This is a genomic window from Vibrio sp. QJM3NY_15 (assembly GCF_057785995.1).
In genome coordinates, this window is the sequence record NZ_CM173517.1 from 3,461,753 (window position 1) to 3,477,592 (window position 15,840).

The 15,840-nt window shown below is 45.9% G+C and carries 8 protein-coding genes, 4 rRNA genes and 1 riboswitch; of the genes, 3 read left to right on the forward strand and 9 right to left on the reverse strand.

Translation table 11 applies throughout. From position 1 onward, the window contains the following. Window positions 1-31: 31 nt before the first annotated feature. The 4 genes from AC3CKG_RS15610 to AC3CKG_RS15625 all read right to left on the reverse strand — a co-directional run bounded on the left by AC3CKG_RS15610 (window position 32) and on the right by AC3CKG_RS15625 (window position 6,995). Window positions 32-1,586: ribosomal RNA gene (locus tag AC3CKG_RS15610) — 16S ribosomal RNA — on the reverse strand. A 390-nt stretch (window positions 1,587-1,976) separates the two neighbouring features. Continuing rightward, window positions 1,977-2,092, reverse strand: a 5S ribosomal RNA gene (gene rrf / locus AC3CKG_RS15615). A 101-nt stretch (window positions 2,093-2,193) separates the two neighbouring features. Further along, window positions 2,194-5,085: ribosomal RNA gene (locus AC3CKG_RS15620) — 23S ribosomal RNA — on the reverse strand. Between the two features lie 355 nt (window positions 5,086-5,440). Next, a 16S ribosomal RNA gene (locus tag AC3CKG_RS15625) occupies window positions 5,441-6,995 on the reverse strand. The 16S, 23S and 5S rRNA genes sit together here, the layout of an rRNA operon. Before the next feature lie 620 nt (window positions 6,996-7,615). On the opposite strand from AC3CKG_RS15625, the gene AC3CKG_RS15630 reads away from it, so the two are divergent. Next, window positions 7,616-8,068 (forward strand): RNA recognition motif domain-containing protein, encoded by a 453-nt coding sequence (locus tag AC3CKG_RS15630; protein ID WP_004736687.1) that lies wholly within the window; start codon window positions 7,616-7,618, stop codon window positions 8,066-8,068. On the opposite strand, the gene murI is transcribed toward AC3CKG_RS15630, so the two are convergent. Genes murI through btuB form a run of 3 tightly spaced genes read right to left on the reverse strand, consistent with a single transcriptional unit; the run spans window position 8,031 to window position 11,446 of the window. Then, window positions 8,031-8,837, reverse strand: a complete 807-nt coding sequence (gene murI / locus AC3CKG_RS15635; protein ID WP_488529251.1) for a glutamate racemase — start codon at window positions 8,835-8,837, stop codon at window positions 8,031-8,033. The genes AC3CKG_RS15630 and murI overlap by 38 nt on opposite strands. A 60-nt stretch (window positions 8,838-8,897) precedes the next feature. After that, window positions 8,898-9,563, reverse strand: coding sequence for a Dph6-related ATP pyrophosphatase (locus AC3CKG_RS15640; RefSeq protein ID WP_488528556.1), 666 nt, complete (start codon window positions 9,561-9,563; stop codon window positions 8,898-8,900). 47 nt (window positions 9,564-9,610) lie between these two features. Beyond that, the gene (btuB, locus tag AC3CKG_RS15645; RefSeq protein WP_488528557.1) at window positions 9,611-11,446 is read right to left on the reverse strand and encodes a TonB-dependent vitamin B12 receptor; all 1,836 of its coding nucleotides are present in this window, start codon (window positions 11,444-11,446) and stop codon (window positions 9,611-9,613) included. A 40-nt stretch (window positions 11,447-11,486) separates the two neighbouring features. Beyond that, window positions 11,487-11,691: riboswitch (cobalamin riboswitch) on the reverse strand. Between the two features lie 155 nt (window positions 11,692-11,846). Between btuB and trmA the strand changes: the two genes are divergently transcribed. After that, window positions 11,847-12,956 (forward strand): tRNA (uridine(54)-C5)-methyltransferase TrmA, encoded by a 1,110-nt coding sequence (gene trmA, locus AC3CKG_RS15650; protein ID WP_102299672.1) that lies wholly within the window; start codon window positions 11,847-11,849, stop codon window positions 12,954-12,956. Window positions 12,957-13,030: 74 nt separating this feature from the next. Here trmA and AC3CKG_RS15655 read toward each other — a convergent pair whose 3' ends face one another. Further along, window positions 13,031-13,402 carry a YijD family membrane protein gene (locus AC3CKG_RS15655; protein WP_004736696.1) on the reverse strand — a complete coding sequence of 124 codons (372 nt, stop codon included), beginning with the start codon at window positions 13,400-13,402 and terminating at the stop codon, window positions 13,031-13,033. Next, window positions 13,402-14,043, reverse strand: a complete 642-nt coding sequence (gene fabR / locus AC3CKG_RS15660) for an HTH-type transcriptional repressor FabR (RefSeq protein ID WP_004736697.1) — start codon at window positions 14,041-14,043, stop codon at window positions 13,402-13,404. The genes AC3CKG_RS15655 and fabR overlap by 1 nt, the downstream gene beginning before the upstream one ends. A gap of 327 nt (window positions 14,044-14,370) precedes the next feature. On the opposite strand from fabR, the gene sthA reads away from it, so the two are divergent. After that, a complete protein-coding gene (gene sthA, locus AC3CKG_RS15665; RefSeq protein ID WP_017084870.1) occupies window positions 14,371-15,771 on the forward strand; it encodes a Si-specific NAD(P)(+) transhydrogenase in 1,401 nt (466 codons plus the stop codon). The last annotated feature ends 69 nt before the right edge of the window (window positions 15,772-15,840 follow it).

Sequence of the window (15,840 nt, forward strand, 5' to 3'; positions counted from 1 at the left end):
TGTGTGGACACTCATCGTAAGTATCTTCGTATAAGGAGGTGATCCAGCCCCAGGTTCCCCTAGGGCTACCTTGTTACGACTTCACCCCAGTCATGAACCACAAAGTGGTGAGCGTCCTCCCCGAAAGGTTAAACTACCCACTTCTTTTGCAGCCCACTCCCATGGTGTGACGGGCGGTGTGTACAAGGCCCGGGAACGTATTCACCGTGACATTCTGATTCACGATTACTAGCGATTCCGACTTCATGGAGTCGAGTTGCAGACTCCAATCCGGACTACGACGCACTTTTTGGGATTCGCTCACTATCGCTAGCTTGCTGCCCTCTGTATGCGCCATTGTAGCACGTGTGTAGCCCTACTCGTAAGGGCCATGATGACTTGACGTCGTCCCCACCTTCCTCCGGTTTATCACCGGCAGTCTCCCTGGAGTTCCCGACATTACTCGCTGGCAAACAAGGATAAGGGTTGCGCTCGTTGCGGGACTTAACCCAACATTTCACAACACGAGCTGACGACAGCCATGCAGCACCTGTCTCAGAGCTCCCGAAGGCACACCTGCGTCTCCGCTGGCTTCTCTGGATGTCAAGAGTAGGTAAGGTTCTTCGCGTTGCATCGAATTAAACCACATGCTCCACCGCTTGTGCGGGCCCCCGTCAATTCATTTGAGTTTTAATCTTGCGACCGTACTCCCCAGGCGGTCTACTTAACGCGTTAGCTCCGAAAGCCACGGCTCAAGGCCACAACCTCCAAGTAGACATCGTTTACGGCGTGGACTACCAGGGTATCTAATCCTGTTTGCTCCCCACGCTTTCGCATCTGAGTGTCAGTGTCTGTCCAGGGGGCCGCCTTCGCCACTGGTATTCCTTCAGATCTCTACGCATTTCACCGCTACACCTGAAATTCTACCCCCCTCTACAGCACTCTAGTTCACCAGTTTCAAATGCAGTTCCGAGGTTGAGCCCCGGGCTTTCACATCTGACTTAATGAACCACCTGCATGCGCTTTACGCCCAGTAATTCCGATTAACGCTCGCACCCTCCGTATTACCGCGGCTGCTGGCACGGAGTTAGCCGGTGCTTCTTCTGTTGCTAACGTCAAGATGTGCAGCTATTAACTACACACCCTTCCTCACAACTGAAAGTACTTTACAACCCGAAGGCCTTCTTCATACACGCGGCATGGCTGCATCAGGCTTTCGCCCATTGTGCAATATTCCCCACTGCTGCCTCCCGTAGGAGTCTGGACCGTGTCTCAGTTCCAGTGTGGCTGATCATCCTCTCAGACCAGCTAGGGATCGTCGCCTTGGTGAGCCATTACCTCACCAACTAGCTAATCCCACCTAGGCATATCTTGACGCGAGAGGTCCGAAGATCCCCCTCTTTGGCCCGTAGGCATTATGCGGTATTAGCCATCGTTTCCAATGGTTATCCCCCACATCAAGGCAATTTCCTAGGCATTACTCACCCGTCCGCCGCTCGACGCCCATTAACGCACCCGAAGGATTGTTAGTGTCGTTTCCGCTCGACTTGCATGTGTTAGGCCTGCCGCCAGCGTTCAATCTGAGCCATGATCAAACTCTTCAATTTAAGATTTTGTGACTCAACGAATACTGACTTCAAAACTACTATGTAATTTTAAAGCTATTACCATTCCAACAGAATGGTAATGAATTGACTGTGCCGAATAACTACAAGTAGTTAAACGTATTGGTCACTCAGTTCATTGAAATCATTGTGTTACCGAAGTAACTGTCATTACGCCCTTTCGAAAAAGAACCAATAACGTTTTGATATTCATCAACGAGTGCCCACACAGATTGATAGGTTTAAATTGTTAAAGAGCTTTGCTTTCAGTGCCTTAGCACGTAAGCAGGACGCGTATAATACGCCTTCCACTTTGAAAGTCAACATAAAACTCTAAGAAAACTTAGAACTCTATGGTGACTTGTCTAGAAACTAGACAAAGTCGAAATTAAAGCCTGGCGATGTCCTACTCTCACATGGGGAAACCCCACACTACCATCGGCGCTATTGTGTTTCACTTCTGAGTTCGGCATGGAATCAGGTGGGTCCACAATGCTATGGTCGCCAAGCAAATTTTAAAATTCGGAAAACTGGATTTAAAAGTCTCTCTCATCAAACTCATTCAAGCGTTTGGTATTTCTTTGAGTCCACAAAACCCCTTGGGTGTTGTATGGTTAAGCCTCACGGGCAATTAGTACAGGTTAGCTCAATGCCTCGCAGCACTTACACACCCTGCCTATCAACGTCGTAGTCTACGACAACCCTTTAGGACGCTTATAGCGTCAGGGAAAACTCATCTCAAGGCTCGCTTCCCGCTTAGATGCTTTCAGCGGTTATCGATTCCGAACTTAGCTACCGGGCAATGCCATTGGCATGACAACCCGAACACCAGAGGTTCGTCCACTCCGGTCCTCTCGTACTAGGAGCAGCCCCTTTCAATTTTCCAACGCCCACGGCAGATAGGGACCGAACTGTCTCACGACGTTCTAAACCCAGCTCGCGTACCACTTTAAATGGCGAACAGCCATACCCTTGGGACCGACTTCAGCCCCAGGATGTGATGAGCCGACATCGAGGTGCCAAACACCGCCGTCGATATGAACTCTTGGGCGGTATCAGCCTGTTATCCCCGGAGTACCTTTTATCCGTTGAGCGATGGCCCTTCCATTCAGAACCACCGGATCACTATGACCTGCTTTCGCACCTGCTCGAATTGTCATTCTCGCAGTCAAGCGGGCTTATGCCATTGCACTAACCACACGATGTCCAACCGTGTTTAGCCCACCTTCGTGCTCCTCCGTTACTCTTTGGGAGGAGACCGCCCCAGTCAAACTACCCACCAGGCACTGTCCGTAATCCCGATTCAGGGACCAACGTTAGAACATCAAAACTACAAGGGTGGTATTTCAAGGACGACTCCACCACATCTAGCGACGCGGTTTCAAAGTCTCCCACCTATCCTACACATGTAGGTTCAATGTTCAGTGCCAAGCTGTAGTAAAGGTTCACGGGGTCTTTCCGTCTAGCCGCGGGTACACTGCATCTTCACAGCGATTTCAATTTCACTGAGTCTCGGGTGGAGACAGCGTGGCCATCATTACGCCATTCGTGCAGGTCGGAACTTACCCGACAAGGAATTTCGCTACCTTAGGACCGTTATAGTTACGGCCGCCGTTTACCGGGGCTTCGATCAAGAGCTTCGACCGAAGTCTAACCCCATCAATTAACCTTCCGGCACCGGGCAGGCGTCACACCGTATACGTCATCTTACGATTTTGCACAGTGCTGTGTTTTTAATAAACAGTTGCAGCCACCTGGTATCTGCGACTCTCGTCTGCTCCATCCGCAAGGGACTTCACTGATAAGAGCGTACCTTCTCCCGAAGTTACGGTACCATTTTGCCTAGTTCCTTCACCCGAGTTCTCTCAAGCGCCTTGGTATTCTCTACCCGACCACCTGTGTCGGTTTGGGGTACGATTCCTTACAATCTGAAGCTTAGAGGCTTTTCCTGGAAGCATGGCATCAATGACTTCACTACCGTAGTAGCTCGACATCGTATCTCAGCGTTAAGAAAGTCCGGATTTACCTAAACTTTCCGCCTACGTACTTGAACCTGGACAACCGTCGCCAGGCCCACCTAGCCTTCTCCGTCCCCCCATCGCAATTGTAAGAAGTACGGGAATATTAACCCGTTTCCCATCGACTACGCCTTTCGGCCTCGCCTTAGGAGTCGACTTACCCTGCCCCGATTAACGTTGGACAGGAACCCTTGGTCTTCCGGCGAGGGAGTTTTTCACTCCCTTTATCGTTACTCATGTCAGCATTCGCACTTCTGATACCTCCAGCAGCCCTTACAGACCACCTTCAACGGCTTACAGAACGCTCCCCTACCCCACATACCCTAAGGTACGTAGCCGCAGCTTCGGTGTATAGCTTAGCCCCGTTACATCTTCCGCGCAGGCCGACTCGACCAGTGAGCTATTACGCTTTCTTTAAATGATGGCTGCTTCTAAGCCAACATCCTGGCTGTCTGAGCCTTCCCACATCGTTTCCCACTTAGCTATACTTTGGGACCTTAGCTGGCGGTCTGGGTTGTTTCCCTCTCCACGACGGACGTTAGCACCCGCCGTGTGTCTCCCGGATAGTACTTACTGGTATTCGGAGTTTGCAAAGGGTTGGTAAGTCGGGATGACCCCCTAGCCTTAACAGTGCTCTACCCCCAGTAGTATTCGTCCGAGGCGCTACCTAAATAGCTTTCGGGGAGAACCAGCTATCTCCAGGTTTGATTGGCCTTTCACCCCTAGCCACAAGTCATCCGCTAATTTTTCAACATTAGTCGGTTCGGTCCTCCAGTTGATGTTACTCAACCTTCAACCTGCCCATGGCTAGATCACCTGGTTTCGGGTCTAATCCTAGCAACTGTACGCCCAGTTAAGACTCGGTTTCCCTACGGCTCCCCTAAACGGTTAACCTTGCTACTAAAATTAAGTCGCTGACCCATTATACAAAAGGTACGCAGTCACACCACGAAGGTGCTCCTACTGCTTGTACGTACACGGTTTCAGGTTCTATTTCACTCCCCTCACAGGGGTTCTTTTCGCCTTTCCCTCACGGTACTGGTTCACTATCGGTCAGTCAGTAGTATTTAGCCTTGGAGGATGGTCCCCCCATATTCAGACAGGATATCACGTGTCCCGCCCTACTCGATTTCACTGATTATGATGTGTCGGTTACGGGGCTATCACCCTTTATTGCGAGACTTTCCAGACTCTTCACCTGCATCATTAAAAGCTTAAGGGCTAATCCAATTTCGCTCGCCGCTACTTTCGGAATCTCGGTTGATTTCTCTTCCTCGGGGTACTTAGATGTTTCAGTTCCCCGGTTTGCCTCCTGTTGCTATGTATTCACAACAGGATACGTGCTTGTGCACGTGGGTTTCCCCATTCAGAAATCCCAGACTCAAAAGGTTATTACTACCTAATCTGGGCTTATCGCAAGTTATTACGTCTTTCATCGCCTCTGACTGCCAAGGCATCCACCGTGTACGCTTAGTCACTTAACCATACAACCCGAAAGGGTCTTAGTGTATGGCAACTAACCAAGGTTTTTGGTTGTCATCAAGAAGGGTTAATTCTTGATAACTGTTTGCCGGACTCAATTGTGAATCAAACTAACGTTTGATTCGAATACAAGACACTTGAATGTGTTTGTTGTGTTTACCAATAAAGGTAAACATTGAGAACTTTTAAATTTGATTAACATGACTCGTAAGTCAGTTAATCAGTCAGCTTTCCAAATTGTTAAAGAGCATAAAGCAAAAAGCTTTAATCAATAACTTACGTTATTAATTAAAGCTCTGGCTTTAACTAAATCTAAACCATCAATCTGTGTGGACACTCATCGTAAGTATCTTCGTATAAGGAGGTGATCCAGCCCCAGGTTCCCCTAGGGCTACCTTGTTACGACTTCACCCCAGTCATGAACCACAAAGTGGTGAGCGTCCTCCCCGAAAGGTTAAACTACCCACTTCTTTTGCAGCCCACTCCCATGGTGTGACGGGCGGTGTGTACAAGGCCCGGGAACGTATTCACCGTGACATTCTGATTCACGATTACTAGCGATTCCGACTTCATGGAGTCGAGTTGCAGACTCCAATCCGGACTACGACGCACTTTTTGGGATTCGCTCACTATCGCTAGCTTGCTGCCCTCTGTATGCGCCATTGTAGCACGTGTGTAGCCCTACTCGTAAGGGCCATGATGACTTGACGTCGTCCCCACCTTCCTCCGGTTTATCACCGGCAGTCTCCCTGGAGTTCCCGACATTACTCGCTGGCAAACAAGGATAAGGGTTGCGCTCGTTGCGGGACTTAACCCAACATTTCACAACACGAGCTGACGACAGCCATGCAGCACCTGTCTCAGAGCTCCCGAAGGCACACCTGCGTCTCCGCTGGCTTCTCTGGATGTCAAGAGTAGGTAAGGTTCTTCGCGTTGCATCGAATTAAACCACATGCTCCACCGCTTGTGCGGGCCCCCGTCAATTCATTTGAGTTTTAATCTTGCGACCGTACTCCCCAGGCGGTCTACTTAACGCGTTAGCTCCGAAAGCCACGGCTCAAGGCCACAACCTCCAAGTAGACATCGTTTACGGCGTGGACTACCAGGGTATCTAATCCTGTTTGCTCCCCACGCTTTCGCATCTGAGTGTCAGTGTCTGTCCAGGGGGCCGCCTTCGCCACTGGTATTCCTTCAGATCTCTACGCATTTCACCGCTACACCTGAAATTCTACCCCCCTCTACAGCACTCTAGTTCACCAGTTTCAAATGCAGTTCCGAGGTTGAGCCCCGGGCTTTCACATCTGACTTAATGAACCACCTGCATGCGCTTTACGCCCAGTAATTCCGATTAACGCTCGCACCCTCCGTATTACCGCGGCTGCTGGCACGGAGTTAGCCGGTGCTTCTTCTGTTGCTAACGTCAAGATGTGCAGCTATTAACTACACACCCTTCCTCACAACTGAAAGTACTTTACAACCCGAAGGCCTTCTTCATACACGCGGCATGGCTGCATCAGGCTTTCGCCCATTGTGCAATATTCCCCACTGCTGCCTCCCGTAGGAGTCTGGACCGTGTCTCAGTTCCAGTGTGGCTGATCATCCTCTCAGACCAGCTAGGGATCGTCGCCTTGGTGAGCCATTACCTCACCAACTAGCTAATCCCACCTAGGCATATCTTGACGCGAGAGGTCCGAAGATCCCCCTCTTTGGCCCGTAGGCATTATGCGGTATTAGCCATCGTTTCCAATGGTTATCCCCCACATCAAGGCAATTTCCTAGGCATTACTCACCCGTCCGCCGCTCGACGCCCATTAAATCCTCCGAAGAATCAATAATGTCGTTTCCGCTCGACTTGCATGTGTTAGGCCTGCCGCCAGCGTTCAATCTGAGCCATGATCAAACTCTTCAATTTAAGATTTTGTGACTCAACGAATACTGACTTCAAAACTACTATGTAATTTTAAAGCTATTACCATTCCAACAGAATGGTAATGAATTGACTGTGCCGAATAACTACAAGTAGTTAAACGTATTGGTCACTCAGTTCATTGAAATCATTGTGTTACCGAAGTAACTGTCATTACGCCCTTTCGAAAAAGAACCAATAACGTTTTGATATTCATCAACGAGTGCCCACACAGATTGATAGGTTTAAATTGTTAAAGAGCGCTAGCGTTTTGTGATTCACATCTCAGTCGCTAGGGGTGCGTACTATACCTGCACCACTTAGAGAGTCAAGGGTTATTTTCAACTCCTTTTTCTCTACCGATTTCGCTGTGTGACTTTCGTCTCACTTCGTGTCGGTGAGGCGGCATTATAGAGAGTTCGACATAGAGCACAAGGGCTTTTTTGAATAAAAGTTTTGTTCGCCTAAAAAGCCACCAGATCCGCATTTTTCGAATAAAAACTAAACATTTGAGACGTATCACAGCAATACATTGGCAAAATGGAAACCATGAACGTAAGATTCATGTATCTATTTTGTTAAGAGTAGATGCGTCTATTTCGTTTATTAATATGTAGTATTCCGATATGAACTCAAAAAAATCGATGTTGTTAATTGTCGCACTAGCTGTTCTAGGTGGCATTGTTTTCTCTCAGGTAGATATATCGCCTGCAATTACCTTTATCCTTGGTGTCTTGGCTTCCGCTTTTGTTGTTAACTTTTCAAGCACCGACTCAAAATCAGATTCAGAACCTAAGGCATCAACAAAAACACTTTATGTAGGTAACCTTCCATACAAAGCGAATGAATCACACGTACGTGAATTATTCTCAGAGTATGGTGAAGTATTTGCAGTACGCTTAATGAAAGACAAACGTACTGGTAAAAGAAGAGGCTTTGGATTTGTCGTAATGGCTAGCAATGATGTGAATCATGCTATTTCAGAACTTAACGATAAAGATTACATGCAACGAACTTTAAAAGTGCGAGTTGCAAATGATCCTAAACATCCAGAAACGGACGAAGCTGAACTGAGCTAAATCCTAACTGCTTTAACATGCTATTTAGTGCACTTTCTTTCTTAGGAAGTGCACTACAAAAAACCTCACGCACTCCCCCTTCTTTATTAGTGCTTTCCAAACCCAACAAATCTTGAACCCTCTTAGCTATCGCTTTACCAGAATCTATCAGCACTACGCTTTCACCTAGTACTTGTTGAATCTCTGATTTGATCAGAGGGAAATGAGTGCATCCTAATACAGCCACATCAACCATGTTGATCATCGGTTGAAGGATCTGCTGCAACTCTTCAACGTTAATCGCCTCTCCTCTGAGTTTATCTTCGGCCATATCCACCAGCCGAGTAGAACCTAACAGTTCGACTCTTTTATTACTCGAGAAGTTTTTGATGAGCTCGTGTGTGTATTCACGAGTAATCGTTGCGGGAGTAGCAATGAGACCCACGGCTTTATTGGCAAGTAGGGATGCAGGTTTAATTGCCGGAACAACACCAACAATTGGGATTTGATTATTAGCGCGGAGTGTAGGTAATACAATCGTACTTGCGGTATTACAGGCTATTACTACGATATCAATAGCGTGGCTTGCCACAAAACTAGCGACGATGCTTTGGACTCTGCGAACAAGGACTTGTTGATCGAGTTCACCGTATGGATAAGCCTCGTTATCGAATACATAAGTATAGTTATGATTCGGTAGTAACTGGCTTATCTCCTTATATACAGATAGGCCACCCACTCCAGAATCAAAGACCAGTATATTTTTTTGCAGACTATCCGACACAACGATTACCTATAATAAGTTTCGCTGCAATGATACTCCTTCGCTTAGTTTTCGCCAATCCTCACTCTATATAATGCAAGCTTGATAACGTTGATGAACAAAGCGATCACCCTGCTCTACATTTTCCAGCTCTATCTTAAGCTTTCCTTTAAAGCATGGCGCTGACGTTACTAAGGTATGGAACTCGCCATCTTCGCCACATGGATCGACATGACTCGGTAAACTGTCTATTAGCTCAAGCGTGTATTCTTTCCCGCAATAGTCCATGTCCAATGCATCGCTATCGACTGTGACGAGAAAGGTTTCGATTCCTCTGTCTATTATTTCACTCGCAAGTGCCTGACTGCTCTCTCCCATTAGAGGAAATACACATTCCCAACCCGCAGGTTCTATATAACTTCTTCGGTAATCAGCAATGCCATTGCAAAACATATCGCCGAATGCCACGGCATCGATAGATAAACCAGAGCCTTTAAGCGCCGTAACAATGGTACTTTGATAAATCTCATTACTAGGAAACACTTCTGGAAGCTCAATCGTGATCAATGGCAAACCGATTAATTGAGCCTGCATGGCAACAACTTCGATCGGAGTCACTTGGAAAGGAACTTCATCTCCAACATATGTCGTATAGAGAGCAACAACTTCATATTCGGAGCTTTCAAGTAGACGCTCTAGCGTTAATGTCGAGTCTTTACCTGACGACCAACTTATGACGACTTTCTTTTTCATTGATATACCCAATAAGAAAAAACCGCCGGAGGCGGTTTAGGTGTAAATTAGAATTGGTAAGCTACGTTCAAGTAATAAGCTCGCTCCGCGGCTGGGTACCCTAAAGCCGTTTCGTAATCTTCATCAAGTAAGTTATCAACACTAGCACTGATCGTAGTGTTCTCATTAGCATAATAGCTAACAGCAGTGTCAACCAATGAATAAGATGGGAGAGTTACATCACTATATGGCCATGTCCCGTAATCAACATCAGGTCGCTTACCTACATATTGATAGCTTATAGACCAATCGACAACGTCAAATGCCACCAATGCATTCCACTTATACAGTTCTTTTGCTCGTCGCTGCAGCTGTTTACCATCATCACCTTCTGCATCTTTATAATCAGCACTCAACTGGTGTTGCACAATGCCCGTATCAAACTCGGCAGTCAGCTCTACACCTTGAATATGCGTCTCACCATCAACGTTGATGTACTTATATGTTGTTGGGTGGTAATCGATTAGATTGGTGATCTTGTAATCGTATCCAGTTAATGTCCAATATACGTCTTTCACTAGACCATAGAAGCCCACCTCAATCGCATCAGACTCTTCTGGCTTAAGATCTTGAGTTCCGTAAGACGGGTCATACTGTTGGTAAAGATTTGGAGCTTTAAAAGCTGTACCGTATGAAGCTTTCATTCCAAATTCTGGAATAAATTGATAACCAGCCCCGACGTTATATGTCGTCTCTGTACCAAATTCTTCATTGTCATCGACTCTTGCACTTGCTTCTAAAGTTGCAGAATCAACAGTGACTGAAGATAGGCCGAATACTGCCAAGTTAGAACGGTCGAATGTTTTATTCGCATTCTTATCTACATATGACTCATCGCGCCAATCAACGCCACCAGCTAACACAACATTCTTGTTTAATTTATAGCTATTAATCCACTGAACATTGCTTTGTTCTAATTCGTCTTGAGTTCCAGATGTTTTGCTTTCACCAAATTGATAGTTCCAAGAATCTTGGCTTTGTACTGTAGCTTGCATCTCAGAGCGTAATTGGCTGCCTTGATAAGTACCACCAATCGACACTGATAAATCGTCTTTTTCAGACTCCATATAACTGCGTGTACTATATGTATTGTCATACTGGGAAATATTCTCATAGGCACGGACATTACCAAATACACTGAATTCTTCATTCAACTTGTGGGTATAACCAATCAAACCATTCAACGTTTCGAAGCCATGGCGGTCGCCATCATTTAAGCCAGGTACGGGCTTAACATTGTAGCCTTCATCGCTTTCATGACTAATAGCAAGGTTTAACTGACCATTTTCAGAAGTCGCAACGCCGGATGCTAGACTAAGTTCTTGATAATCTAAGCTACCCAAACCAGCACTCAATGTTGTTGATTCATCCGTCGCACGAGCAATCGTAATAATGTTGATTACACCACCAATTGCTTCAGAACCATATAAAGAAGCTCGAGCTCCTCTTACATACTCGATCCTCTGAACATAACTCAATGGGATTTGGTTGAAATCGACTGCACCTTTTGCTGCACGAGCAAAACGAACACCATCAACTAAAACGAGGACTTGATCAGAACTTGTTCCGCGAACAAATATAGAAGCGAGCTGTCCTCTACCACCATTTTGAGTAATCTGGATCCCTGTTAATCTTCTCAACACATCTGGGATTGTTTTAGCTTGTGTTCTTTGAAAATCTTGGCGAGTGACAACTTCAACATCAGTTAATGTCGCCGTGGCAGACTGCTCAAAACGGTTAGCCGTAACCACCATGGTTTCGTCAGTAGATGCTTCTTGGGCGTGTAAATTGGAGATAGGTGAAAGTAGCGATGCTACAGCAACCGCTAAAAGGGATTTGTTCATGTTGTGATCCTAAATCGCGTAAATTCCTACCAAACCACATTGTATGGTTTAGCTACTGGCAGGTATTCGGACTCAAGAGCACAACCTTATGGTTTACCTCATATTCGACTTCCCACAAAAAGCTATTTGCAGTGTCTTATGAATATTCGTTCTCTTTTACCGCTGCGCGTCAGTTCTGGATTCACACCAGATTCCCTCTTCAGCCATCTATACATCCAAATGGCACCAGCTTGCGGGAGATAGTATTAACCTATGAATCATTTGTCTAGTCTAAGATAGTTATAAGCTATAGTTTTCATGCTCGATTTACATTGAATGGCTCTCAACACTGGACAAGCGCCTGTGATTGAATAAAATCTGCGCTCTTGATTTAAAAGCACGACAGCAAAAAGGCATAACAATGGCGAATTTAGATGTAAACCCGCAACGCTACCAAGAACAACTAGCAGAAAAGACTGAGCGTCTTACTGAAATGTTCTCACAATACGATGTGCCTGAGTTGGAAGTGTATGAATCTCCAGAACAACACTACCGCATGCGTGCTGAATTTCGCGTGTGGCATGAAGGTGACGATATGTATTACGTCATGTTCAATCAAGAGACCAAAGAAAAATACCGTGTAGACCAGTTCCCAGCAGCTAGCCGTCTTATCAACGACTTAATGCCTCTACTAACAGATGCAATGAAAGAGAACCACTCTCTACGCCACAAGCTATTCCAAGTAGATTTTCTTTCTACGTTGAGTGGTGAGATTTTGGTATCACTGCTTTACCACCGTCAATTGGGTGAGCAATGGATTCAAGATGCTAAAGCACTTAAGCAGCAATTGAACGATGAAGGTTTTAACCTAAACCTGATTGGCCGTGCGCGTAAGATGAAAATCGTACTAGATCGCGACTACGTCATTGAAAAGCTAGACGTGAATGGTGACAGCTACATCTACCAACAAGTAGAGAACAGCTTTACTCAGCCAAACGGTAAAGTAGCAGAGAAAATGCTGGAGTGGGCTGTCGACTGTACTCAAGACAGCAAAGGTGACTTGCTAGAACTTTACTGTGGTAACGGTAACTTCTCATTAGCACTGGCACAAAACTTTGAGCGTGTACTAGCAACTGAGCTAGCGAAGCCATCTGTAGAGTCTGCACAGTACAACATTGCGGCGAACAAGATTGATAATGTTCAGATCATTCGCATGTCTGCGGAAGATTTTACCGTAGCAATGGAAGGTAAGCGTGAATTCCGCCGTCTGCAACAAGCAAACATCGATCTGAAGAGCTACAACTGCAACACTATCTTTGTTGATCCACCGCGCTCAGGTATGGATATTGATACTTGTAAGATGGTGCAAGGCTACGAGCGTATCATGTACATCTCTTGTAACCCTGAGACATTGAAAGAGAACCTAGACATTCTAAGCGAAACACACGACATCACTCGTTTTGCTCTATTTGACCAGTTCCCTTATACGCACCACATGGAAGCCGGTGTATTCCTTGAGCGTAAAGCGTAAATATCGCTCTCTAGGTCGCACAGCACATACAAAAAAACGAGCCAATTGGCTCGTTTTTTTATTTATACGTTGGTTTAAGCGGTTTTACCGATAAAGCCTAGCTTCTTACCTACCCAAGCGAGCAGTAACATAGCGACAATAATCGCAAAGAAGTTTGAACCTGCATCAGGGTGTTGTGCTTTCACAAAAGCCGAGTGGCCAAATGCACCTACAAAGAAACAAGCTAAACCTACTAACGGAATATCTTCAGATACTGGATTAGTTAGGTATTCTTGGTAAAGCGCTTGTACAGCCAAAACTAAAGCAATCAGCGGGAAAATAGAGAAGCCCACTTCGCTCATTGTTACCCAAGATAACAGTGCATCACCACACACACCTGCAACAACAGCAAGTACGAGTGTCTTTCTTTCAGAACCACGGTTTACAGTATTATTTTCATTCGACATTATTCAATCCCGCCTTTTAATCGGTTACGTTCACGTTCTTTACGATACCAAAAAGCCCCTTTGGCCATCATTCGCAATTGCATGATCAAGCGATCAGCCAGTTCATCTCGCTGACGTCGATCTAAATCTAATGCTTCTGCCCCTGAGTTGAAGACCAAAATGACGGAGGCTTCAGCTTGAGTAAAAGCTTCATCTCGTGTCATGCCAGTCGTTATCAAATATTCGGTTAACTCAGCAGAGAAGTGCTGTATCTCACGAGCTACCGCTGCACGAAACTCAAATGAAGTTCCGGAGCGCTCTCGCAATAACAGTCTGAATACGTTTGGGCTGCTTTCAATGAATTCCATAAAGGTTTCAACCGATGTGCGAATCACACTGCCTTCTTTTACTATGCGTTGCCTAGCTTGTCGCATTAGCTGGCGCAATAGTAAGCCACCTTCATCAACCATAGTTAAGCCAAGCTCATCCATGTCTTTGAAATGACGATAAAAGGAAGTCGGTGCTATTCCAGCCTCACGAGCGACTTCTCTCAAGCTTAGATTGGAAAAACTACGATCAGCACTGAGTTGGCTAAATGCCGCATCGATTAAGCTACGACGAGTTTTTTCTTTTTGCTGTGCGCGAATGCCCATTGGTTTCATACTTTATCAACATCTTCTTTTACAGCCTAAACAGGCATGTCTAATACTCTCTTCAATATAACGCGAATCACTTATTTATATAAGGCACTCTGGTTATATAAGACACTCAACATACCTCTTTGTTCACGTACCGAAGTAAATACGTTCGAATAAAAAATTTCAATCTCCACACTGTCATTTGGAGACATACGACATACCAAATATTATTTTTTCGATAACACTGCGTGATCCCACCGACTCTCTGATGCCCTTTTCATGTACCCAAGAACAGAATCAGTTAAAATCTCGCTAAAGCAATGTTAATCAAATATAACAAGGAAGATATCTATGCCACACTCCAACCACTTTGATGTAATCGTAATTGGTAGTGGCCCCGGAGGCGAAGGGGCAGCGATGGGATTAACCAAAGCCGGGTTGAACGTTGCAATCATTGAAAAAGAGAGCAGCGTTGGTGGTGGTTGTACTCACTGGGGAACCATTCCTTCAAAAGCACTGCGTCATGCCGTGAGTCGTATTATTGAATTCAACAGCAACCCGCTGTTTTGTCAGAACAACAAAAGCATTCACTCAACCTTCTCCAACATACTGGGTCATGCTAAATCAGTCATCGATAAGCAAACTCGACTGCGCCAAGGTTTCTACGATCGCAACCAATGTACACTGGTATTCGGTACTGCGCGTTTTATCGATACCAACACCATCTCGGTTTTACAAAGCGATGGTACTGAAGAACATTACAGCGCGGACAAGTTTGTTATTGCGACAGGTTCTCGCCCTTACCAGCCAGACAACGTCGACTTCCTACACGAACGTATCTACGATAGCGATTCTATCCTTTCTCTTAAACACGACCCTCAACACATCATCATCTATGGTGCTGGCGTTATCGGTTGTGAGTACGCGTCGATTTTCCGTGGTTTAGGCGTAAAAACCGACCTTATCAATACGCGAGACCGCTTACTGTCATTCCTAGACAATGAAACCTCTGATGCGCTTTCTTACCACTTCTGGAACAGCGGTGTGGTGATTCGTAACGACGAGACCTTTGAGAAAATCGAAGGGACGGACGATGGCGTGATCATTCACCTAGAATCAGGCAAGAAAATGCGTGCTGATTGCCTACTGTATGCCAATGGCCGAACAGGTAACACAGACAAGCTTAACCTTGGTGCCGTTGGCTTAGAAGCGGACTCTCGTGGACAAGTATCCGTCAACAGCAACTACCAAACCAGTATTAGTCACGTTTATGCCGTGGGTGATGTGATTGGCTACCCTAGCCTAGCAAGTGCTGCCTATGACCAAGGTCGTTTCGTGGCTCAAGCAATAGTGAAAGGCGAAGCGGAAGGCCACCTGATTGAAGACATTCCAACGGGCATCTACACCATTCCTGAGATCAGCTCTGTAGGTAAAACAGAGCAAGAACTTACCGCCGCGAAGGTTCCTTACGAAGTGGGACGTTCTTCTTTCAAACATCTCGCTCGTGCACAGATCGCGGGTAAAGATATTGGTAGCTTGAAAATATTATTCCACCGTGAAACCAAAGAGATTTTAGGTATCCACGTGTTTGGTGAGCGTGCTGCTGAGATCATCCACATCGGTCAGGCGATCATGGAACAGAAAGGCGAAGCCAACACCATCGAGTACTTTGTGAATACGACCTTCAACTATCCAACAATGGCCGAAGCTTATCGCGTCGCAGCGCTTAACGGACTTAACCGTTTGTTCTAAACAAAGAACCAATAGGACTATTTGACCACCTGTAGGCCAAATACATAAACAGCAAGCCATGAGCTTGCT

Bases quoted from the DNA above. Each gene is read 5' to 3' on its own strand.
- sthA (WP_017084870.1), top strand. From the start codon at position 14,371: ATGCCACACTCCAACCACTTTGATGTAATCGTAATTGGTAGTGGCCCC.
- btuB (WP_488528557.1), bottom strand. From the start codon at position 11,446: ATGAACAAATCCCTTTTAGCGGTTGCTGTAGCATCGCTACTTTCACCT.
- trmA (WP_102299672.1), top strand. From the start codon at position 11,847: ATGGCGAATTTAGATGTAAACCCGCAACGCTACCAAGAACAACTAGCA.
- fabR (WP_004736697.1), bottom strand. From the start codon at position 14,043: ATGAAACCAATGGGCATTCGCGCACAGCAAAAAGAAAAAACTCGTCGT.
- AC3CKG_RS15630 (WP_004736687.1), top strand. From the start codon at position 7,616: ATGAACTCAAAAAAATCGATGTTGTTAATTGTCGCACTAGCTGTTCTA.
- AC3CKG_RS15655 (WP_004736696.1), bottom strand. From the start codon at position 13,402: ATGTCGAATGAAAATAATACTGTAAACCGTGGTTCTGAAAGAAAGACA.
- AC3CKG_RS15640 (WP_488528556.1), bottom strand. From the start codon at position 9,563: ATGAAAAAGAAAGTCGTCATAAGTTGGTCGTCAGGTAAAGACTCGACA.